The organism is Mesorhizobium sp. B1-1-7, from assembly GCF_006442705.1.
In the GTDB taxonomy this organism is placed as follows: Bacteria; Pseudomonadota; Alphaproteobacteria; order Rhizobiales; family Rhizobiaceae; genus Mesorhizobium; species Mesorhizobium opportunistum.
The window spans coordinates 24,478-45,262 of the sequence record NZ_VFWQ01000029.1 but is presented as its reverse complement, the minus strand read 5'-3'; the positions used below and the strand labels follow the sequence as shown (position 1 = coordinate 45,262).

Annotated in this window: 18 protein-coding genes and 1 pseudogene; 12 read left to right on the top strand and 7 right to left on the bottom strand. The window is 62.8% G+C overall.

The features are described from left to right. Positions 1-10 precede the first annotated feature (10 nt). The 6 genes and pseudogenes from FJ978_RS31235 to FJ978_RS31210 form a co-directional block, all read right to left on the bottom strand. Complete coding sequence (locus FJ978_RS31235; RefSeq protein WP_140576640.1) at positions 11-1,462, bottom strand: hydrogenase 4 subunit F; 1,452 nt, start codon at positions 1,460-1,462, stop codon at positions 11-13. Then, the gene (locus FJ978_RS31230; RefSeq protein ID WP_140576639.1) at positions 1,459-2,121 is read right to left on the bottom strand and encodes a hydrogenase-4 component E; all 663 of its coding nucleotides are present in this window, start codon (positions 2,119-2,121) and stop codon (positions 1,459-1,461) included. The genes FJ978_RS31235 and FJ978_RS31230 overlap by 4 nt, the downstream gene beginning before the upstream one ends. Continuing rightward, entirely contained in the window at positions 2,121-3,077 is a 957-nt protein-coding gene (locus FJ978_RS31225; RefSeq protein WP_140576637.1) for an NADH-quinone oxidoreductase subunit H, read from the bottom strand. The genes FJ978_RS31230 and FJ978_RS31225 overlap by 1 nt, the downstream gene beginning before the upstream one ends. Next, a complete protein-coding gene (hyfB, locus tag FJ978_RS31220; protein ID WP_140576650.1) occupies positions 3,068-5,086 on the bottom strand; it encodes a hydrogenase 4 subunit B in 2,019 nt (672 codons plus the stop codon). The genes FJ978_RS31225 and hyfB overlap by 10 nt, the downstream gene beginning before the upstream one ends. After that, positions 5,086-5,400 (bottom strand): helix-turn-helix transcriptional regulator, encoded by a 315-nt coding sequence (locus tag FJ978_RS31215; RefSeq protein WP_013893336.1) that lies wholly within the window; start codon positions 5,398-5,400, stop codon positions 5,086-5,088. The genes hyfB and FJ978_RS31215 overlap by 1 nt, the downstream gene beginning before the upstream one ends. A gap of 230 nt (positions 5,401-5,630) precedes the next feature. Continuing rightward, positions 5,631-6,371, bottom strand: a pseudogene (locus tag FJ978_RS31210) (YoaK family protein); the annotation flags it as partial. 126 nt (positions 6,372-6,497) lie between these two features. Between FJ978_RS31210 and FJ978_RS31205 the strand changes: the two are divergent. Beyond that, complete coding sequence (locus FJ978_RS31205; RefSeq protein ID WP_140576634.1) at positions 6,498-6,710, top strand: hypothetical protein; 213 nt, start codon at positions 6,498-6,500, stop codon at positions 6,708-6,710. Next, positions 6,707-6,919, top strand: coding sequence for an alkylphosphonate utilization protein (locus FJ978_RS31200; RefSeq protein ID WP_013893339.1), 213 nt, complete (start codon positions 6,707-6,709; stop codon positions 6,917-6,919). Before FJ978_RS31205 ends, FJ978_RS31200 begins: the two co-directional genes overlap by 4 nt. Before the next feature lie 84 nt (positions 6,920-7,003). Here the strand turns inward: FJ978_RS31200 and FJ978_RS31195 are convergent, their stop codons facing one another. Further along, positions 7,004-7,678 (bottom strand): GntR family transcriptional regulator, encoded by a 675-nt coding sequence (locus tag FJ978_RS31195; protein ID WP_032922970.1) that lies wholly within the window; start codon positions 7,676-7,678, stop codon positions 7,004-7,006. A 291-nt stretch (positions 7,679-7,969) separates the two neighbouring features. Here FJ978_RS31195 and FJ978_RS31190 point away from each other — a divergent pair, with 291 nt between their 5' ends. The 10 genes from FJ978_RS31190 to FJ978_RS31145 all read left to right on the top strand — a co-directional run bounded on the left by FJ978_RS31190 (position 7,970) and on the right by FJ978_RS31145 (position 20,471). Then, on the top strand, positions 7,970-9,097 hold the full coding sequence (locus tag FJ978_RS31190) for a BMP family ABC transporter substrate-binding protein (RefSeq protein ID WP_013893341.1): 1,128 nt from the start codon (positions 7,970-7,972) through the stop codon (positions 9,095-9,097). 19 nt (positions 9,098-9,116) lie between these two features. After that, entirely contained in the window at positions 9,117-10,235 is a 1,119-nt protein-coding gene (locus FJ978_RS31185) for an ABC transporter permease (RefSeq protein WP_140576633.1), read from the top strand. After that, positions 10,235-11,161 carry an ABC transporter permease gene (locus FJ978_RS31180; protein ID WP_140576631.1) on the top strand — a complete coding sequence of 309 codons (927 nt, stop codon included), beginning with the start codon at positions 10,235-10,237 and terminating at the stop codon, positions 11,159-11,161. The genes FJ978_RS31185 and FJ978_RS31180 overlap by 1 nt, the downstream gene beginning before the upstream one ends. Before the next feature lie 16 nt (positions 11,162-11,177). Further along, a complete protein-coding gene (locus tag FJ978_RS31175; protein ID WP_023765231.1) occupies positions 11,178-11,873 on the top strand; it encodes an isochorismatase family cysteine hydrolase in 696 nt (231 codons plus the stop codon). Positions 11,874-11,883: 10 nt separating this feature from the next. Further along, on the top strand, positions 11,884-13,410 hold the full coding sequence (locus tag FJ978_RS31170) for an ABC transporter ATP-binding protein (protein WP_140576630.1): 1,527 nt from the start codon (positions 11,884-11,886) through the stop codon (positions 13,408-13,410). After that, a complete protein-coding gene (locus FJ978_RS31165) occupies positions 13,410-14,078 on the top strand; it encodes an isochorismatase family cysteine hydrolase (RefSeq protein WP_140576628.1) in 669 nt (222 codons plus the stop codon). Before FJ978_RS31170 ends, FJ978_RS31165 begins: the two co-directional genes overlap by 1 nt. Next, complete coding sequence (locus FJ978_RS31160) at positions 14,071-14,421, top strand: cupin domain-containing protein (protein ID WP_013893347.1); 351 nt, start codon at positions 14,071-14,073, stop codon at positions 14,419-14,421. Before FJ978_RS31165 ends, FJ978_RS31160 begins: the two co-directional genes overlap by 8 nt. Then, positions 14,418-16,235, top strand: a complete 1,818-nt coding sequence (atzF, locus tag FJ978_RS31155; protein ID WP_140576627.1) for an allophanate hydrolase — start codon at positions 14,418-14,420, stop codon at positions 16,233-16,235. Before FJ978_RS31160 ends, atzF begins: the two co-directional genes overlap by 4 nt. A 775-nt stretch (positions 16,236-17,010) precedes the next feature. Continuing rightward, a complete protein-coding gene (locus tag FJ978_RS31150) occupies positions 17,011-19,146 on the top strand; it encodes an AAA family ATPase (protein ID WP_140576625.1) in 2,136 nt (711 codons plus the stop codon). Further along, positions 19,143-20,471 carry a restriction endonuclease gene (locus tag FJ978_RS31145; RefSeq protein ID WP_140576624.1) on the top strand — a complete coding sequence of 443 codons (1,329 nt, stop codon included), beginning with the start codon at positions 19,143-19,145 and terminating at the stop codon, positions 20,469-20,471. The genes FJ978_RS31150 and FJ978_RS31145 overlap by 4 nt, the downstream gene beginning before the upstream one ends. Positions 20,472-20,785: the final 314 nt, after the last annotated feature.

Genomic DNA, 20,785 nt, shown 5'->3' with positions numbered 1-20,785 from the left:
CTCCTCTGCTTCACCCCAGGATGCTTGCGACATGCTGGAACCAGGTGACCAGCGGTGGCGGCAGGTAGATGCCGGCGGCAAACACCAACGTCAAATGGGAATACATCGGAATGTAGGACGCCTCGGCGGGTGCTGTGCTGCCGCGCGGTTCGCCGAAAGCGACGCCGGTTAGTCGAAGCAGCAGGGCTCCGAAAGCGAGCAGGATCCCGAACACCAACGGCATCGCCAACAGGGGGTGTCTTGCAAATGTCGAACTCACGACCAGGAATTCGCTCATGAAGATGCCGAGCGGAGGGAGGCCGGCAATGGCAACGACGCCGATGACGAGCGCCCAGCCAAGCGCCGGATGTGTCTCCGTCAGCCCCCGGATCTCGGCGATGTTCTGTGTCCCCTTGACTTGGGCAATGTGGCCGACCGTGAAAAAGATCGCCGACTTGGTCAGGCTATGCATAACCATATGCAGCAGTCCGGCAAAATTGGCGAGCGGGCCACCCATGCCGAAGGCGAACACGATGATGCCCATGTGCTCGATCGAGGAGTACGCGAACAGGCGTTTTATGTCGCGGCGGCGATAGAGCATGAAGGCCGCGAAAACAAGCGACGTCAGCCCCATCGTGATCATCAGCGGCCCAGGCGCGATCGCTTCAGGGCTTGCCGCCAGCAACAGCTTGAAGCGCAGCACGGCATAGAGGGCGACGTTTAACAGCAAGCCCGACAGCACCGCGGAGATAGGCGTAGGACCCTCGGCATGCGCGTCTGGCAGCCAGGCATGCAAGGGCGCAAGGCCGACCTTCGTCCCGTAGCCGAGCAGCAGGAAGACGAAGGCGACATTGAGCAGAGCCGGATCGAAGCGCGCGGCGTGAGCGATGAGCACCGTCCAGACCATCGCATTCGTGCCCTCGCCAACAACCGGCTGTGCGGCCATGTAGACGAGGATGGTGCCAAACAGCGCGAGCGCGATGCCGACGCTGCCCAGAATGAAATATTTCCAGGCGGCCTCCAGCGCTTCGTGCGTGCGGTAGATGCCGACCATGAGCACGGTGGTCAGCGTGGCAAGCTCCACCGCTACCCACATCAAGCCGATGTTGTTCGACACGAACGCCAGGTTCATGCCGAACATCATGATCTGGTACATCGCGTGGTAGAATCGCAGATTGGCCGCGGTCAGTCGCCCGGTATCCAACTCATGCGCAATATAGGAGGCGCTGAAGACGCTAGTCGTGAAACCGACGAATGTGTTGAGCACGATGAAAACGACATTGAGATCGTCGACGAGCAGGTATTGACCTGGCTGCAGCCGATCCGTGACCAACAGCGACATTGCAGCGAGCAAGGTCAGCAAGCTCGCGGCGACATTGAGGCCTGCCGATATCCGGTAGTTCGGCAGCACCGCCAGAAGCGCGGCCGAGATGACCGGTATCAGCAAAATGGCGGCGACCGCATCGAGGGAAAACGCGGTCAACGGTGTTCTCCCCTGTAATCGTCGAGGGCACCGACATCCACCGAGTCGAACCTCTCGCGGATGCGGAACAGAAAGACCCCGATGACGATGAAGGCGATAAGGATCGAGAAGGCGACGCTGATCTCGACGACCAGCGGCATGCCCTTTGCCCCCGTGGCGGCAAGGACCAGGCCGTTCTCGAGCGACATGAATCCGACAACCTGGCTGACGGCATTCCGGCGGGTGACCATCACCAGCAGTCCCAGCAAAATGATGGACAGCGCGAAGGCCAGATCCTCACGGGCGAGGGGGTCGGCTTCGGGTGTTACCCGCAGCATCAGGACCATGGACAGGGCCACCAGACCTATTCCGGCAAGCATGGTCGGACCGATCCCGACGGCCGTCTCGATATCGCGATGGATGCCGAGCCGCTGAATGATGCGATGAAGCCCGACGGGAATGACGATCGCCTTGAAGATAAGCGCGATTGCCGCCGTGACGTAGAGATGATGGGCGTCCTGGATGTAGGCCTGCCAAGCCACGGACATTGCGAGCACGATTGCATGAAGCGCAAAAACGTTGATCAGCGCAAAGAGACGGTCCTGGTAGAGCATCATGAAACTGACCAGCACCAGGCCGCCGGCGAGCAGGTGAGCGATATCGAAGGTGAGACCGTTCATCACAGGCTCCGGGAGACAAACCGGAGGAGCGTGGCGAGCAAGGCAAGCATCAGCGCCGCGCCCAGGAAATCCGGGACACGGAAGACGCGCATCTTGGCGATGGCCGTCTCGAACACGGCGAGCAGCACGCCGCAGACGGCAAGTTTGCCGATATAGGCGACGACACCCGCGGCAAGGGATTGCAGTCCTGCCCCGGCGCTCGCCGCTCCCCAAGGCAGGAAGACGCAGGAAATCAACGACACATAGAGCAGGAGCTTGAGGAACGCGGCAAACTCGATCATCGCCAGATGGCGACCGGAATATTCCAAGACCATCGCTTCGTGGACCATGGTGAGTTCCAGATGGGTCGCTGGATTGTCCACCGGAATGCGCGCGTTTTCGGCGACCGCCACCATCACGAGAGCAATGAGCGACATGCCGAGCGATACCCGCAGCCCAACCTGCGGCGAGGCCATGAAGGCGGCGACCGTGGACAACTGCGTCGCTCCGGCAACGAGCGCCAGGCTGAATACGATCAGCAGCATGGCGGGCTCGGCCAGCGAAGCGATCATGACCTCGCGGCTCGAACCTATGCCGCCAAAGCTCGTGCCGACGTCCATCCCCGCCAGCGCCAGGAAGAACCGAGCGCTTCCAAGCAGCGCGACGATGGCTATCAGATCGGCGGTCCAACTGAAGGTGAGGCCGGTAGCGAATGTCGGGATAAGCGCGGCGGCGACCCAAGTGGCGGCAAAGATCAAATAGGGTGTCACGCGAAACAGCCAGGATGCGCTGTCCGCCAGAACGACTTCCTTGCGCATCAGCCGCAGCAGATCGCGGTAGGGTTGGACCAGGGAAGGACCCTGGCGGCGCAAGAGTCGTGCCTTCACCTTGCGCACGAAGCCAGTCAGGAGCGGCGCCAGCAGAAGCACCAGCGCCATCTGCGCACCTTGAACGGCCAACTCAAGGATCATGGCCATAGTGCAAGCACCAGGAGCAGGACAATGAGAAAGAGGAAAACGAGGGTCAGATAGCGCCGGATCGTCAGGAACTGCAGATGGTTGAGGCGGTCGGTCGCAAAATCGACGGCCCTGGCGATCGGCTGATAGAGCGTCTCCCAGATCACATCATGCATTTCGACATGCAAACGCGCCGGCCCAGTTTCGCCAGGCGCAACCATTTCGACCGTTTCCCTTGCACGGAATACGAACGTGCCGAACACGCGACGGATAGGCTGCGCGAAGCTGACGGCCGTGTACTGCGAGCTGGGGATGACGTTCGGGAAGCCACAACCCCAGGCTGGACCTCGACGCAGTGCATGCGACGCGAAGCGGTGGATTACATATGCCGCCGCGGATGCGGAAAAGGCGATGAACAGGAACACCAGCAGGCCGTTGTAGGAACTGCGGCTCGCTGCAATCGGCACGATCGACAGCCAAGGTTGCGCCATCTGCACAGGCATCCGGCTGCCGATCAGCGATAGTGTCACCGAGGATAGGCCGTCTATGACAAGACCCGGCAGAATGCCGGCAAACAGACAAAGTGCGGCGAGAATGAACATTGCCGCCAGCGAGTAGCGGTCGACCTCGTGCGCCAGTTCCACCGCGGCCGAGCGTGGCCGGCCGAGGAATGTGATCCCGAATGCCTTTACGAAGCAGGCTGACGCCAGTGCCGCTGACAGCGCCAGCAGACCGCCAACGGCGGGCACCATGACCTTCAAGCCCCATTGCGGCAGATCGGGGCTTTGCAATATCGCCTGAAAGGCCAGCCATTCCGAGACGAACCCGTTGAAGGGTGGAAGGGCCGAGATCGCCACGCAGCCGACCAGAAAGACAAAACTTGTGAGGGGCATGCGAGAGATGAGGCCGCCCAGCTTCTCCATGTCCCGCTCGCCAGTTGCCGTCAGCACCGCGCCCGCACCGAAAAACAGCAGGCTCTTGAAAAAGGAATGGTTGAGGACGTGGAACAGCGCGGCGGTGAGCGCCAGCGCGGCAGCCGATGGCATGGCGTTCGCTTTGAAGGCCAGCGCGAGGCCAAGGCTCACGAAGATAACGCCGACGTTTTCGATGGTGCTATAGGCAAGAAGCCGCTTCAGGTCCTTTTCCATCAGCGCGTAGAGGATGCCGAGAACCGCCGTCAGGCCGCCGAAGAAAAGGATGACGACGCCCGACCACCAGGGCGGCTCTCCGAGAAGATCGAAAATAACGCGAATGAAGCCATAGACGGCGACTTTGGTCATGACGCCGCTCATGAGAGCCGAGACGTGGCTTGGCGCGGCCGGGTGAGCGAGCGGCAGCCAAACGTGGAGCGGAACAAGTCCAGCCTTGGAGCCGGCGCCCAACAGCATGAGAGCCAGGACGAAAGCAGTGACCAGCGGGGTGGATGAGGCGGCACGCATCGCCTCGAACGTGTAGTTTCCGTCCGGGCCAGCCAACAGGCCGAACGCAAGCAGCAGCGCGAGCGTGCCGAAGCTCGCCATCACGAGATAGATGTAGCCCGCCCGCGCATTGTCCTGGTCGCGATGATGCGCCATGACGAGCGCCCAGGAAGCGAGCGACATGAATTCCCAGGAAAGCAGGAAAGTGAAGGCATCGTCCGCGAGCACGACAAGATTCATTCCGGCGAGGAAGGCCGGGAAGAACGGCAGCACCCGATGTGGCACAGACTCATGCCTGCCGTAGCCGAGGCCGTAAAGACTGGCCATGGCGCCGCCGAAGTTGACGATGACGAGGAAGAAAGTCGAGAGCGCATCCAGCCGGAAATGCGCGCCGATCCATGGCAATCCAAGCGGCAAAACGGCGGTCGACGGGGTGACGGGATCATCGGCGATGCGGCTCGCGAGAACCAGGAGCACGGCCGTCGATATGCCTAGCGTCAAGCTATAGATCAGGCGTGTTGCCGGTCCCGCCCTGCGGCTTTCCGAAACCGCAAGCACCGCGGTCCCCAGGAGCGCGGCGACGCTCCACAGAAGGACCGCGGCCCCCGGAATCACGCCACGCTCCTCACAGGGAATTTGGCATCCGCATCTGCCCGGCCAAGAACCTTGGCAGGATCAAAGTCTGCCTTCAGCCGCACGCCGCGCCCGCCGATCTGGCTTGAGGCGCCATCGGCGATCAATTCGACGCCGGCGAGGTCAAGTGCTCCGATCAACTTCATGAGGGAATCGACGTTGCCCCGGATAATCGACTCACTGGCCTCCATGCGTTGAATTGTCGGCACGGAAAGGCCAGACAATTCGGCAAGCCTGCGCTGGTCGATACCAAGGAGTGCCCTTGCGGCACGCAACTGTGGAGCAGTTATCACGGTCGCACCCCCTTTGTCAGCTTTGAGGTATTATCTCTGGGCGTTGGAGCATATATTAAAATGGGGAGCATTCAAATAATGATGCGTGACGCATCTGCGAGGCGAGCTGCAATGGTGGAGGTATCGCTCCCCTCACGAGGGGCGGCACAAAGCTTGGCGACGAGGCATCCCTTGGCCTAGTCTTGTCGTGGTCCTGAGGCAGCACTGCCGAGCTACTGCAGGAGCCGTCTCACGCGAACGGAGACATCCTCCAGGACTGGCATGGTGGCCAGAACGAGGAGAATGGCTGCGAGAAACAGCGTTGCGGCAAAGCCGACGTGCTTGAAACCCACTGCGCCGATGACGCCGCCTATAAAGAACAATGCTACAAGCGACGCGAGCAGTCTCAGCTTCCTTCGATCCGCCTTGACGAACAGTCCGTCGGAGTCATTTCCCGAGATGTTCCAATAAAGCAGCTTGCCGATTTCGATGCCCATGTCGGTCACCAGGCCGGTGACATGCGTCGTCCGGATTCTGGCTTCCGACAGCTTGGTGATGATGGCGTTCTGCAACCCCATGATGAAGCAGAGCAGCATCACGGTCATCGGCACGAACAGCGCTTCGTGACGTGCAAGATGGCTGCCGAGCAGACCGAAACAGATCAGCAGGATCGCTTCCAGGACAAGCGGGAACGCGTATTCGCTCTGCAGGCCCTGCCGCCTTCCCCAGTTGACCAAGACGGCCGAACAGGCGGCCCCGGCAACAAACGACAAGAAAGCTCCCAATCCCGAAAGCACCAGTTCGACATTGCCGAGTGCCAGATGATCAGCCATCGAGGAAACGATGCCTGACATGTGGGACGTATACTGCTGAACTGCCAGAAAGCCACCGGCATTGGCGGCTCCTGCAATGAACGTCAGAAAGCGAGCGAGGTGCCGGTCGGTTCTTTCGCTTCGCTCCTTTCCAGTCAACCGGCGCAGATACACGATCATGACCGAACCTTGCCTCCCATGCGGAATCGAGGCGTCAGTGTCTGAGTATGAGAAATGATAATCTGGATGGTATCATTGATGTTCAAAACATCAATACAAACCGAAAAATATTGACCCGCCCTTGGCATGGCAAACTGGCGCGATTATCATGCCGGCATGATTCAACGCTACAAACCTTGCCGGGAGCCGGCCGGCACCTGGACCGTCGACGATGCCCTTACCGGGCGGCCTGCCGAGATGGGCAGCCGTACCATTGTTGGAATGAACCAGCACGATGCCGAGGAACTCGCCGATCTCCTCAACGGGCTGAATGCACAACGGCAGGAAGCGAAATCATGAAAGTCAAAGACAGCAATGGCACCCCTTTGAGTGACGGAGATTCCGTCACGCTCATCAAGGATCTCAAAGTCAAGGGCACGTCCGTCACTCTGAAACGCGGAACATTGATCAAGAACATCCACCTCACGGGCAACGAAGATGAGGTTGAATGTCGAGCCGAAAAGGTCAAAAATCTGGTTCTGCGAACGGAATTTCTAAAGAAGGCGTAGGAGAGCGACAGCTTCGATGGGATGTTGCCTGGAGTGCAATCCAGAGCACCGAAACCGCAATCAGGCACCCTTCTCGGAAAAACATCACTGGTGTTGTGGCGCGGCTCTTGTTTGGTCGCCAACGGCAAACACGGCGCTCGCTTCGCTGACGATGGACACGTGATCCCTGGCAGCCTGGCCTGCCGCATTGCCATCGCCGCGCATGATCGCGGTGACGATGGCGTCGTGCTCCTGCCAGGACTTGGCGAGGCGCCCCGGCAGCATGAACTGGGCACGGCGGAACGGCGCCAGCCGGCTCCGCGTCATCACCGTCATTTCGCAGATATGGGCGTTGTGGGCGCCGCGATAGAGCCGGCTGTGGAACTCGGTGTTGAAATACTCGTAGTCCTCCTCGGCGCCTAGCCGTACCATCCGCGCCGAAGCCTGGTGCTCGACCTCGAGCGCCCGGCGCTCGCTGCTGGTCATGCGCTCGGCCGAGAAGCGCGCGCAGATCGCTTCCAGTTCGGCCATGCTCTCGAACATCGAGGCCAGATGCTCCTGCGTCACCACGGCGACGATGGCGCCGCGGTTGGGGCGCCTTTCGACCAGGCCCATGGCGCTGAGCTGCCCGAGCGCCTCTCGAACCGGAGTGCGTGACACGTCGAAGCGGGCGGCGAGCGAGGTTTCATCGAGCTTTTCGCCCGGGCGCAGGAAGCCGGTGACGATCCGGTCGCCGATCGCCCTCACCATCTGATCCACGGTCGTGCCCGACCTGATCAAGCTGCGCTTCCCCGACAAATCTCCTCCGTCCCGTCTTCTCGTGGCGTCGGTCGAAGCGGCGTCTTCGACTCAATATACCTCTCTATGCCTTTATTTTAATCTGCCTGTCAAATTGTCTGTTTTCAAGGCAAAAAGTGCATGCAATTGCCTGCTACATGAGCAGTCGCTTTTGAAGTGGAAATTGATTTTGTTCAATAAATTTCGCCAAACAAACTGGCACAGTGATTGCATGCACTTTCTTGATGGCATGTTAACCGACCCGAAAAGGGGTCCTACAGGGGAGCATTCAATATGACCGCGAGATTCACGCTTAACCGCCGCGAACTGCTCAAGACCTCCGCCGCCGGAGCCGCGCTCGGCCTGGCCTCGGCATCCTTTCCGATCAGCAGGGCCTTTGCCGCCGCCGCCACTGTCGGCTTCATCTATGTGGGGCCGAAGGACGACTACGGCTACAACCAGGCGCATGCCGAGGGTGCGGCGGCGCTGAAGGGCATCGAAGGCATCACCGTCGTCGAGGAGGAGAACGTCCCCGAGACGGTCGACGTCCAGAAGACGATGGAATCGATGATCAATCTCGACGGCGCCTCGCTGATTTTCCCGACCTCCTTCGGCTATTTCGACCCCCACATGCTGGCCATGTGCACGAAATTCCCTGACGTGCAGTTCCGCCACTGCGGCGGCATGTGGAACAAGGACAAGCATCCGATGAACGCCGGTTCCTATTTCGGCTATATCGGCATGGGCCAGTATCTCAACGGCGTCGTCGCCGGCCACACCTCAAAGTCGAAGAAGCTTGGCTTCGTCGCCGCCAAGCCGATCCCGCAGGTGCTTCTCAACATCAACTCCTTCCTGCTCGGCGCGCGCTCGGTCGACCCGACGATCACCTGCCAGGTGATCTTCACCGGCGAGTGGTCGCTGGCGGTCAAGGAGGCCGAGGCCACCAACGCACTGGTCGACCAGGGCATTGACGTCATCACCTGCCATGTCGACAGCCCCAAGGTCGTGGTCGAGACGGCCGCCGGCCGCGGCGCCTTCGTCTGCGGCTACCACGCGAACCAGAGCCCGCTGGCACCCGAGAAATACCTCACCGGCGCCGAATGGAACTGGGCCAAGGTCTACAAGATGTTCGTCGACGACCTCATCGCCGGTAAGCCGCTGCCCAATTTCACCCGCGGCGGACTGGCCGACGGGTTCGTCAAGATGAGCCCGCTCGGTCCCGCCGTCTCCGAGCCGGCGCGCAAGCAGTTCGACGCCACGCTGGCCGAAATGATGAAGGGCGGCTTCTCCGTCATCAAGGGCCCGCTGAAGAGCAACAAGGGCGTCGTCGTGGCAACCGAAGGCCAGGCCTTCGCCGAGACCGCCATCGAGCTCGAAAGCATGGACTATCTCGTCGATGGCGTCGTCGGCTCGACCGCCTGAACCGCACGGAGACGGCAACATGACAGACACGGTGGCAGGCGCGCCGGCGACGTTCGGGGCCAGGGGTTATCCGGCGGCGCTCGAATGGATCGCCAGGCGGGCGGAAGCCTTCGTCATTCCGCTCGCGGCATTGGTCGTCGGCATGGTGCTGTTCAGCCTGTTCATCCTGGCTGTCGGCAAGTCGCCGGTCCAACTCTATGAAACGATGTGGCGCGGCGGCTTCGGCTCGTGGTTCTCGGTCCAGAACTCCCTGTCGCGCGCCGCACCGCTATTACTGGCGGCGCTCTGCGTGGCGCTGCCGGCCCGGCTCGGGCTGGTCGTCATCGGTGGCGAGGGCGCCATCGTGCTCGGCGGCGTCGCCGCCGCGGCAGCTGGCACCATGCTCAGCGGCGCTCCCTCCCTCATTGTCATTCTCGTCATGGGCGTGGCGGGCATGGCCGCCGGCGGCATCTGGATAGGTGCCGTCGGCGCGCTCCGCCATTACCGCGCCGTCAACGAGACCATTTCCAGCCTGCTGATGGCCTATATCGCGATTGCCCTGATGAACCAGCTGGTTGAAGGGCCGCTGCGCGACCCAGCCTCGCTCAACAAGCCCTCGACCCAGCCGCTGGCCGACATCTACCGCATCGGCAACATGCCCGGCATGGAGGTGCATTGGGGCCTTGCCGTCGGCGTCGTCGCCTGCGTGCTGTCCTGGGTGCTGATCGAAAAGACCCGCTGGGGCTTTGCCGCACGCATCGCCGGCGGCAATGTGCGGGCGGCCCAGGTGCAGGGGCTTGCCGTCGGCTCGCTGATCGTCGGCTTCACCGGGCTGGCCGGCGCCTTCGCAGGTCTCGCCGGCATGCTGGAGGTCGCGGCGGTGCAGGGCAGCGCCAACGCCTCGCTCGCCGCCGGCTATGGTTATACCGGCATTCTCGTCGCCTTCCTTGCCCGCCATAATCCGCTGGCCATCATCCCGGTCGCTTTCCTGCTCGGCGGCATCGATGCGTCCGGCGGACTGATCCAGCGCCGCATGGACCTTCCCGACGCCACCGTTCTGGTGCTCCAGGGCATGCTGTTCATCGTCATCCTGTTCAGCGAGACCCTCTACGGCCGCTTCAAGGCCTTCAACCCCGATCTCTGGCAAAGGAGCAGCTGATGGACGCCTCCGGGATCGGCCTCTGGGGCGTTCCGCTCGCCATACTCGGCGGCGCCATCCGCGTTTCTACCCCCTTCATCTTCGTCTCGCTCGGCGAAGCCATCACCGAACGCTCCGGCCGCATCAACCTTGGTCTCGAAGGCACGCTGGTGTTCGGCGCCATGAGCGCCTACGCAGTGGCGGTGAAGACAGGCTCGCCTTGGCTCGGCCTCGTCGCCGCCGCCTTCGCCGGCCTCTGCTTCGGCCTGTTCCACGGCTGGATCTGCAAATTTCCAAAGGTCAACGACATCGCCATCGGCATCGCCCTGATGCTGTTCGGTTCGGGTCTGGCCTTCTTCTTCGGCAAGCCCTTCATCCAGCCTTCGGCGCCCGACCTGCCGGCCATTCCCTTGGGCGCCTGGTCCGACATTCCGCAGGTGCAGGCGGCGCTTGACGTCAACGTGCTGTTCCTGACCGGCGCCGCACTGGCGGTGTTCCTGTGGTGGGCCTTCCGCAACACCCGCGCCGGCCTGATCCTGCGCGTCGTCGGCGACAGTTCCGACGCCGCGCGCGCCATGGGCCTCAATCCGAATACGGTGCGGCTCGCCGCCACCGGCGTCGGCGGCGCGCTGGCAGGGATCGGCGGCGCCTATCTGTCGCTCTACTATCCCGGCAGCTGGACCGAAGGCATCTCCTCGGGGCAAGGGCTGATGGCGGTGGCGCTGGTCATCTTCGCGCGCTGGAACCCGCTCGGCTGCTTTGCCGCAGCGCTTCTGTTCGGTGGCGCCGGCGCGCTCGGGCCGGCGCTGCAGTCGGTCGGCGTCACGCAAGGCTACTATCTCTTCTACGCCGCCCCGTACATCCTCACCCTCGTCATCATGATCGCCACCTCGTCGCCGAGCCGGTCGCTCGCCGGCGCGCCGGGCGAACTGTCGATCACCAAATGAGACCGGAGGTTTTGCCATGAACGCCAGAACCGGGCAGCGCTACATCGAGGCCGATCCCTATCCATGGCCCTACAATGGCGATCTCAGGCCCGACAACACGGCGCTGATCATCATCGACATGCAGACCGATTTCTGCGGGCCGGGTGGCTATGTCGACCACATGGGTTACGACCTGTCGCTGGTCCGCGCCCCGATCGAGCCGATCAAGTCGGTGCTGTCGGCGATGCGCGAGAAGGGCTACACCATCATCCACACTCGCGAGGGCCACCGGCCCGACCTCGCCGACCTGCCGGCCAACAAGCGCTGGCGCTCGCGCCGCATCAATGCCGGCATCGGCGATCCCGGTCCCTGCGGGCGCATCCTGGTGCGCGGCGAGCCGGGCTGGGACATCATCCCCGACCTCTATCCGGCCGAGGGCGAGCCGATCATCGACAAGCCGGGCAAGGGCTCGTTCTGCGCCACCGACCTGGAGCTCATCCTCAACCAGCGCGGCATCGACAACATCGTACTCACCGGCATCACCACCGATGTCTGCGTCCACACCACAATGCGCGAGGCCAACGACCGCGGCTTCGAATGCGTCATGCTGGAGGATTGCTGCGGTGCCACCGACTACGGCAATCATCTGGCCGCCATCAAGATGATCAAGATGCAGGGCGGAGTCTTCGGCGCGGTGTCGAGCGCAGCCTCGCTCGTCGCCCAGCTACCGTGAGGAAATTGCCATGAGCGGAACCAGGAAGGCGGTCGGGGTCGAGACCATCGGAATGACCATGCGCTTCGGCGCCTTCACCGCACTCGACAATGTTTCGGTCAAGGTTCCCGCCGGCTCCTTCCACGCGCTGCTCGGCGAGAACGGCGCCGGCAAGTCGACGCTGGTCAAATGCATGATGGGTTTCTACCATCCGACATCAGGCGACATACTAGTCGATGGTCGCGAGGTAGCGATCGCCAGCCCCAGGGATGCCTCCGCGCTCGGCCTCGGCATGGTCTATCAACATTTTACGCTGGTGCCGTCGCTGACCGGCGCCGAGAACCTGGTCATTTCGCGCGAAAAAGTGCCGGGGGTCATCGACTGGCGCAAGGAGCGCGCCGGCCTTGCCCGGTTCATGGAGCGGATGCCGTTCAAACTGCCGCTCGACGTGAAGGTGGCCGAGCTTGCCGCCGGCGAGAAGCAGAAGCTGGAGATCGTCAAGCAGCTCTATCTTGGCCGCTCCTTCCTGGTGCTGGACGAGCCGACTTCCGTACTCACGCCCGCCGAGGCGCAGGAAGTGCTGGGTCTGGTGCGCGCCATGACCAAAGCGGGCGACCTCACCGTGCTGATGATCTCGCACAAGTTCCATGAGGTGACGGCCTTCGCCGACGACGTCAGCGTGCTGCGCAAGGGCAGGCTGACTGGCACCGGCCGCGTCGCCGACCTCGACCACAGGCAGATGGCGGCGATGATGATCGGCGACCAGCCGATCGCCGCCCTCGACAGCCGTGCTGAGACGAAGCCGAACGCCGAGATCGTGCTGAAAGTCAAGGCATTGAAGGCACCGGACCGCACCGGGCTGAAGTCGATCCGCATCGAGGATCTCGGCGTGCGCTCGGGCGAGATCGTCGGCATAGCCGGCATTTCCGGCAACGGCCAGAAGGAATTCCTCGAAGTGCTGGCCGGGCAGCGCCCGCGCGATGCCGGCGAAGTCATGGTGCGCGGCACCGCCTATGCGGCGACGCGCGCCGAGGCGCGCGCGCTCAATGTCCGCCTCATCCCGGAGGAGCCGCTGAAGAACGCCTGCGCGCCGAAGATGACCGTGGCCGAGAACATCTCCTTCCGCACCTTCGATATCGACGGCAACGGCAAGCCGGTGAGCTGGATCAGTGCCGGTGCCATCAGGACATTCAGCGCCCGCCTGGTCGAGCAGTTCAAGGTCAAGACCGCATCGCTGTCCTCGCCGATCGCCTCGCTGTCTGGTGGCAATGTGCAGCGCGCCGTGCTCGCTCGTGAGCTCACCGGCGAGGTCGATCTGCTAATCGTCTCTAACCCGTGCTTCGGTCTCGACTTCTCGGCCGTGGCTGAGATCCGCGCCCGCATCATGAAGGCGCGCAATGCCGGTGCCGCCGTGCTTTTGATGTCGGAGGATCTCGACGAACTGCTCGAACTCTCCGATCGCATCCTCGTCATGTCCGACGGCGCGCTGGTCTACGAAACATCGATCACGCAGGCGAGCGTGCAGACGATCGGCGAGCACATGGCGGGACATCATTGATGGCTGAAATCGCAGCGCGGCCATTTCCATTTGCCTTCAAGCCGCGCACCGTGGCGCTGGTCGTCATCGACATGCAGCGCGATTTTGCCGAGCCCGGTGGCTTCGGCGCCAGCCTCGGCAACGACGTCAGCCGGGTCGTGGCGATCGTTCCGACGGTGAAGCGGCTGATCGAGGGCTTTCGCGCCGCCGGCCTGCCGGTGATCCACACCATGGAGTGCCACAGGCCCGACCTTTCAGACCTGCCGCCGGCCAAGCGCAACCGCGGCAATCCGTCGATCCGCATCGGCGATGCCGGCCCGATGGGCCGCGTGCTGATCGCCGGCGAGCCGGGTACGGCGATCCTCGACGCGCTTGCGCCGCTGCCCGGCGAGATCGTGATCGAGAAGCCCGGCAAGGGCGCGTTCTATGCGACCAGCTTCGGTGACGACCTCAAGCGGCTCGGCGCCCAGCACCTCGTCTTTGCCGGTGTGACGACCGAAGTCTGCGTGCAGACGACGATGCGCGAAGCCAACGACCGCGGCTATGAGTGTCTGCTCGCCGAGGACGCGACGGAAAGCTACTTTCCCGAATTCAAGGCGGCGGCACTGGCCATGATCCGGGCGCAGGGCGCCATCGTCGGCTGGACGGCAACGACCGACCAGGTGCTCGAGGGAATTGCCAATGCCTAATCTTGCCTTTGCCGGCCTGCTCGACGGCGGCTGGCGCGATCTCGCGTTCGAACATTTCCGCGACGGCATCAGCGTGCACTGGCTGCTGAAGGGCGGGCCGGTCGAGCCGTCGGTCGCGATCCTGAAATACCGGTCCGGCGCCAGCGTGCCGCGACACCGGCATGTCGGGCTGGAAACCATCGTCGTGCTGGAAGGCACCCAGAGCGACGAGAACGGCGACTATCCCGCCGGCAGCGTCATCCTGAACCCGGTCGGCACCGAGCATTCGGTGTGGACGAAGGACGGTTGCGTGGTGCTGATCCAGTGGGACCTGCCGGTGATCATTCTGGGGGAGACGAAATGAGCGATATCCACTTCGACATAGCGAGCCTGCACGCAGCCTATCGGGGAGGCCTCGCCGTCGGCGATGTGATCGCGACGATCTTCACCCGCAGCGAAGCGGCCGATGACCCCGGCATCTTCATCCATCTCGCCGCCAAGGCGGATCTCCTCGCCCAGGCTGCGGCACTCGGTCCGTTCGACCCGGCGACAAAGCCGCTCTGGGGCATTCCCTTCGCCGTCAAGGATAACATCGACGTCGCCGGCATGCCCACGACGGCCGCCTGCGCCGAATACACCTATTGGCCCGAGAAAGACGCCACCGTCGTGGCGCGGCTGAAAGCGGCCGGTGCGCTGGTCGTCGGCAAGACCAATCTCGACCAGTTCGCCACCGGCCTCGTCGGCGTGCGCACGCCCTGGCCGATCCCGCGCAACGCCATCGACGAGGCGCTTGTGCCAGGCGGCTCCTCCTCGGGGTCGGCGGTGGCGACGGCGCGCGGCATCGTCTCCTTCGCGCTTGGCACCGACACCGCCGGCTCCGGCCGCATTCCGGCCGGCCTCAACAACATCGTCGGGCTGAAGCCGACGGTCGGCGCGCTGTCGGCCGCCGGCGTCGTGCCGGCCTGCCGCACGCTCGACTGCGTCTCGGTGCTCGCGCTGACCGTCGATGATGCGTATAGGGTGTTCTCCGTTGCCTCCGCGCGCGACGCTGCCGATCCTTATTCGCGTGACATCGCCGTCCAGCCGCTCGCCAGGCGCCAGCCGGTGCTGACCGTCGGCGTGCCTGCAAAAGCGGACCTCGAATTCTTCGGCGATACGGCCATGCAGGCTGGATTCGAAGCTTCGCTTGCCATGCTGTCGCGGCTTGGCTGCCGGCTGGTAGAAATCCCCTTCGGCGATTTCTACGCCACCGCCAACCTGCTCTATGAGGGCGCCTGGGTGGCCGAGCGCTATGCGGCGATCCGCGATTTCATGGAGGCCAACGAAGCCGCCTTGCATCCGGTGACGCGCAAGATCATCGGCGGCGCCAGGAACCTGTCGGCGGCAGACGCCTTCCGCGGCCTCTACACGTTGCAGGCCTACAAGGCGAAGCTCGCCCCGGTCATCGCCTCGGTCGACCTGTTCTGCGTGCCGACCGCCCCAACGCACTATACCACTGCTACCGTGCTCGCCGATCCCGTCGAGACCAACAGCCGCCTCGGCACCTATACCAATTTCGTCAACCTGCTCGATATGTGCGGCATCGCCGTGCCGACCGGCAAGCGCGGCGACGGCCTGCCGATGAGCGTCACCTTGCTGGCGCCGGCCGGCTGCGATGCACTGACGGCGATGCTCGCCCGCGACCTGCATGCGGCGAGCGGCCTTCCGCTCGGCGCCACAGACTGGCCACAGCCCGGCCTGCAGCCAGCCGCCCAGCCGCCTGGCGACGGCCTGATCGACCTAGTGGTGGTCGGCGCGCATCTGTCGGGCATGCCGCTCAACGGCCAGCTCAACCAGCTTGGCGCGCAGTTCGGGCGCGCGACCAGGACCGCCGCCGCCTACAAGCTCTATGCTCTGGCCGGCCAGTTGGTGCCGAAGCCGGGGCTGATCCGCGTTGCAGATGGCGGCATGCGGATCGACGTCGAGGTCTGGCGACTTGATGCGGCTGCATTCGGCCGCTTCGTCGCCGCCATCCCGCCGCCGCTCGGCATCGGCACGATCGAGCTCGATGATGGAACGTTGGCGAAGGGGTTTCTCGCCGAAACAGCAGGCCTGTCGGCGGCTACCGACATTTCGGCCTACGGCGGCTGGCGCCGCTTTGTCGCACGCGGCACGGCCGACCAAAGTGAAAAGCGGTAGGACTGGCCCGCTGGCGTCCCAATCTGACCGTCGTGCAGACTTGCTTTGCCGGACTTGCCTATTGGCACGCCGGTGGAGGTGTCCTCTCGACCACCAGTCCCACAACGCTTCCCTATCTCATGAAGCCCTGTGGTCAGATTGCGCGGGCGTTGAGGGTTTAGGGAGTTTTGGTAGCGGGAGAGCGCTACCGCCTTTCCCCCCACTCAGACACCCCACGATATTTTCTACAATGTCGGGCGTGACGTGCCTCTCTAGTGTTGCAAAAGATCGGGAGGCAATACCAGAATCTTACCTGAAGGCGATGATGTGAACGGCAGCTTTGCGCCTGATTTCGGCCGTTCACACCGCATGTGGGATTTCGCGAAAGCGGACGTTCCTCGACGGTGGCGGATAAATCCTGTCGGTGCCCGTCGTCCAGCAACTTCATGTTCCGCTACTATCGATGGCCTTGACGAGGTGGACCGGGAACTGCCTTCGGGTGGACGAGGATGTAATGCAAAAAAGACCTTGGAGGACCAGAGCGGGCACGGCGGAGGGGGTTCGAGCGCGTCGCGTAGCAAGCGCTACAAGTTGACATGGCCGCTCGTTGCTACGAACCTATTGGCATAGTTGGGGGACTGCTTGATCGACTTTTTTGATATCGCGGGCTCGCTGACGTCTCCTGACAACGTCGATCAAGCGCCATCGATCAATAGATCATTCGGCGACTAGGGCTGCTTGCACTTGCCCTCGACCGCGATCGGTTGGAGGTTGCCGGCATATTTGGGGGAAGCAATTGCAGGACGAAGCATTCAAGCTGTGGCTTCAGCAAAGAGGGGCCGAATCCGAAAATGGGCGACGGACGCGCGTTCACGCCGTCCGGACCATCGAGAACAATCTGGCGAAGCTGGGCTCTTCCCATACCGACCTTGAGGCGGCCTGGAAGGCCGATCGCTTCGAACAGCTGCGTCGTCGTTTGAAGGAGCTGCGCGAGGATTTCGAGGCAGGCGGCAACGAGTTTCGAGCCTTGATGCCACAGGCGGAGCAGCCGGGTGGCCGATTGTCGAACTGGCGCTCTTGGCTCGCGCAATACGGCCAGTTCCTGGCGGGTGAACCCCAAAGCGACAAGTACGCTGACCGGATTCGCGAGTACGTGCTCGAGCACTACATCGAGGCGGCACGCGAGGGCGACGAGGCAGAAGTCGAGGTTCTGGTCAGCGACGTCAACTCGGCGTTGGGCTTGAACCAGGCATGGCCCAACATCTGCCAGGCGCTGAAGGGTCAGAAGTTCCTCACCATGGCGGATGTGGCAAGCCCAGTGCAGATCGGGGCCGACCAGAGTTCCGCGACCCGCTTCCGCTTCAGGGTCGATGGTTCGACGCCGGCCTACAACGAGAACCCCACAGAGGCACCGATTGCGATGAGGCAGCCGACAAACTTGATCCTTTACGGCCCTCCTGGCACCGGCAAGACCTTCGCGACGGCCCGGGAAGCCGTACGCATGTGCGGCGAGGCCGTACCTAGCGATCGAGACGAGCTCATGGCTGTCTATCGGCAACTGCTCGACGCTGGAAGGATCGAGTTCGTCACCTTTCACCAGTCGGTCGCCTATGAGGACTTCGTCGAGGGATTGCGCCCAACGCAGACCACCGAGGAGGGCGCCGCCGGCTTCGAGCTGAAAGTAGTGCAGGGCGTCCTTCGTCGTATCGCTAGGCGAGCGGAGACGAGCACGGGGACAGGTGACGTCCAGTACTCCGTCGCTGGACGTCAGGTCTTCAAGATGTCCATTGGCGAAGCGTTCAGCTCGGAGGATGCACACCTCTTCGAGGAAGCGATCGCCGGCGGCTACACCCTTCTGGGCTTCGAGGACATCGACTGGACGGATGCGCGCTTTGAAACGCGAGAAGCGTTCATCAAGGCGGTTCGCTCGAATGGCGTCATGGGAGTGGGAGAACCCACCGCGGCGAGCGGCCGCGTGCAGATGCCCTTCATCTTCCGGAACTGGCTCAAGGTCGGCGACATCGTCGTGGTGTCGAAGGGCAACAGCCTCTTCCGCGCCATCGGTGAAGTGACGGGCGACTACCGGTTCGCGCCGCGCGAGGGTGGCGGCTACGCACATCGTCGGGCGGTGAAGTGGCTCTGGGTTGACAGAGCCGGCGTGCCGGTGAGCGAGATCTATGGCCGGAGCTTCAGTCAGAAATCGATCTACCTGCTCGACAACTCCGACCTTAACCGCCCGGCACTTGAGCGCTACATCGCGAGCCAGCAGAGCACCGGCAGCGGTGCTCCAGAGTCGTTCGTGCTAATTATCGACGAGATCAATCGGGCCAACATTTCAAAGGTTTTCGGCGAGCTGATTACCTTGCTGGAGCCCGACAAGCGGCTGGGGCAACAGAACGCCTTGCGGGTGCGGCTGCCATACTCGGCAGAGATGTTCGGCGTGCCGGCAAACCTCCAGGTCATTGGGACGATGAACACTGCCGATCGATCCATCGCGCTTCTAGACACTGCCTTGCGGCGCCGATTCGAGTTCAGGGAGTTGATGCCGGATCCGACGACGCTTGGTGAAGTCGATGGCATCGATCTTGGGAAGCTGTTGGCGGTGGTGAACGAGCGGATCGAGTACCTATTCGACCGCGAGCACCAGATCGGCCACGCCTACTTCATTGGCTGCTCAAACCGTCAGGACGTGGACGCCGTCATGCGCCACAAGGTGATCCCACTGCTGGCGGAGTATTTCTACGAGGACTGGTCGAAAGTTGCAGCGGTGCTGGGCGACGCCACGGAGAGCGAAGGCAGCCGCGAAGGCCGCTTCATCGACCGGGTGCGCCTGCAGCCGCCCAAGGGGATGTCCCAGGACGGGGATGGCAGCGCTCGCTACCGCTGGAGGGTTCGCAACGCATTCTCCTACGAAGAGTTCGCCGCCTCATGATCAGGCGAACCGTATTGGAATGGGACTCCATTCGATATGGGCCAGGGGACGATCAGATCCCCGCCGATGCCGCCGATCGTATCGCAGCTGTTGCTGCCGCTTCGCCACTGGCTGGTCGCGGTGAGAGCGGCGTCCTGGAGCATGGACGGAAAGCTTTGCGTGCCCGCGGCGTCGTCGGTGTTGTGGCCGCGCAGGGCTGCGCGCTGGAAATCCTACCCAAAATCGACATTCCGGGGGAGCAGGGCGCCCAAGCCGTTGGGAGCATTCGGCGTCGCTTGGTGCACATGCTCGCCGTCGCGCTGGATCTGAGGATCGAAGCAGGCCAGGTCACAGCACTCGATTGGCAACGGGAGACGCTGCTCGAGATCCTCATCCGACTTTTTACGACGAAGCTGATCGACAGCATCCGGGAGGGCATGCCCAGGCGCTACCTGCGGCACTACGATGACCTGCCGGTTCTACGCGGGCGACTGGATGCCAAGCGTCAGTTCACAACCTTGGCGGCCAATCCCGCTCTACTCGCCTGCCACTACGATGCACTGACCGTCGACATCGCCCTTAACCAGATTATGAAGGCAGCCGTCCTTCGTCTCGTGCGGGTCGCACGAACTACGGCCAATCAGATGCGCCTTCGCGAGCTCTCGTTCGCCTACGCCGATGTGTCCGACGTTCCCCTCGCCGCTTTGAGGTGGGATGCTGTGGTCCTCGACAGGACGAATTCGCGGTGGCAAGAGCTGCTCAATCTTGCTCGACTGCTGTTGGGTGACCGCTTCCAGACGACGTCCGGCGGTGGCTCGGATGGTTTTTCGCTCCTCTTCGAGATGAACGTCCTGTTCGAGGAGTATGTTGCTCGGATGCTGAAGCGCGGGCTTGCGGGCAGCGAGTTGCGGGTCGTCAGCCAGGGCGGCCGACTCTATTGCCTTCAGACCGAGGACCAGCGCGGATTGTTCCAGACGCGCCCCGACATCCTGATCAAACGCGGCAATGAGGTGGTCCAGGTCATCGACACGAAGTGGAAGCGCATTGACGCCCGCGTCGACGACCCCAAGCGCGGGGTGTCTCAGGGCGACGTCTACCAGATGATGGCCTATGGCGAACTTTATCACTCACCCGCGCTGACGCTACTGTATCCACATCACTCGGGGCTCAAGGGAGATGGCAGCCTTCTAGCCGACCATATGGTCACCGGCAGTACCAAGCGATTGCGTGTGGCGACCATAGATATCTCGAAGCCGTCGGGAATCTCGGAGCGTCTCGCCGCGTTTATTCCTTGGGCCACCCAGCTCGAGCCCATGCCATCATCAACCGGGGGATCCCAAAGTTAGGCGGATGGTCGCGGCGCGTCACCAGCCCCTACCATGTCCGCTGGTGCCGGTTGGATGTCTAATAGCTGTCAGTGTGCTACCGGCCCATTGCAGACCTAGTTTGATCGAGTCTAACGAGCGGAAGCTCTGCGTTTCAGGGCGGTTGTTGAGAAGAACTTTGCCGTTTCATAGAAGCAGATACCGGTTTGCGTACCGTGTCGCCTAACTCGGCATGCCACGGGCGCGCCCTCAATTCTCGCGACTGAGTGCCTACCTCGGTGCCAAATGCTGTGGCGGCAGCCAAGAGCAAGTCTCTCCGAACACAGCAAAGTTAG

What these genes read in the sequence shown, in the direction of transcription:
- FJ978_RS31190 (WP_013893341.1), top strand. Translation starts at nt 7,970, where the DNA reads ATGACCGCGAGATTCACGCTTAACCGCCGCGAACTGCTCAAGACCTCC.
- FJ978_RS31170 (WP_140576630.1), top strand. Translation starts at nt 11,884, where the DNA reads ATGAGCGGAACCAGGAAGGCGGTCGGGGTCGAGACCATCGGAATGACC.
- FJ978_RS31180 (WP_140576631.1), top strand. Translation starts at nt 10,235, where the DNA reads ATGGACGCCTCCGGGATCGGCCTCTGGGGCGTTCCGCTCGCCATACTC.
- FJ978_RS31160 (WP_013893347.1), top strand. Translation starts at nt 14,071, where the DNA reads ATGCCTAATCTTGCCTTTGCCGGCCTGCTCGACGGCGGCTGGCGCGAT.
- FJ978_RS31185 (WP_140576633.1), top strand. Translation starts at nt 9,117, where the DNA reads ATGACAGACACGGTGGCAGGCGCGCCGGCGACGTTCGGGGCCAGGGGT.
- FJ978_RS31145 (WP_140576624.1), top strand. Translation starts at nt 19,143, where the DNA reads ATGATCAGGCGAACCGTATTGGAATGGGACTCCATTCGATATGGGCCA.
- FJ978_RS31225 (WP_140576637.1), bottom strand. Translation starts at nt 3,077, where the DNA reads ATGGCCATGATCCTTGAGTTGGCCGTTCAAGGTGCGCAGATGGCGCTG.
- FJ978_RS31165 (WP_140576628.1), top strand. Translation starts at nt 13,410, where the DNA reads ATGGCTGAAATCGCAGCGCGGCCATTTCCATTTGCCTTCAAGCCGCGC.
- FJ978_RS31175 (WP_023765231.1), top strand. Translation starts at nt 11,178, where the DNA reads ATGAACGCCAGAACCGGGCAGCGCTACATCGAGGCCGATCCCTATCCA.
- FJ978_RS31200 (WP_013893339.1), top strand. Translation starts at nt 6,707, where the DNA reads ATGAAAGTCAAAGACAGCAATGGCACCCCTTTGAGTGACGGAGATTCC.
- atzF (WP_140576627.1), top strand. Translation starts at nt 14,418, where the DNA reads ATGAGCGATATCCACTTCGACATAGCGAGCCTGCACGCAGCCTATCGG.
- FJ978_RS31205 (WP_140576634.1), top strand. Translation starts at nt 6,498, where the DNA reads ATGGCAAACTGGCGCGATTATCATGCCGGCATGATTCAACGCTACAAA.
- FJ978_RS31230 (WP_140576639.1), bottom strand. Translation starts at nt 2,121, where the DNA reads ATGAACGGTCTCACCTTCGATATCGCTCACCTGCTCGCCGGCGGCCTG.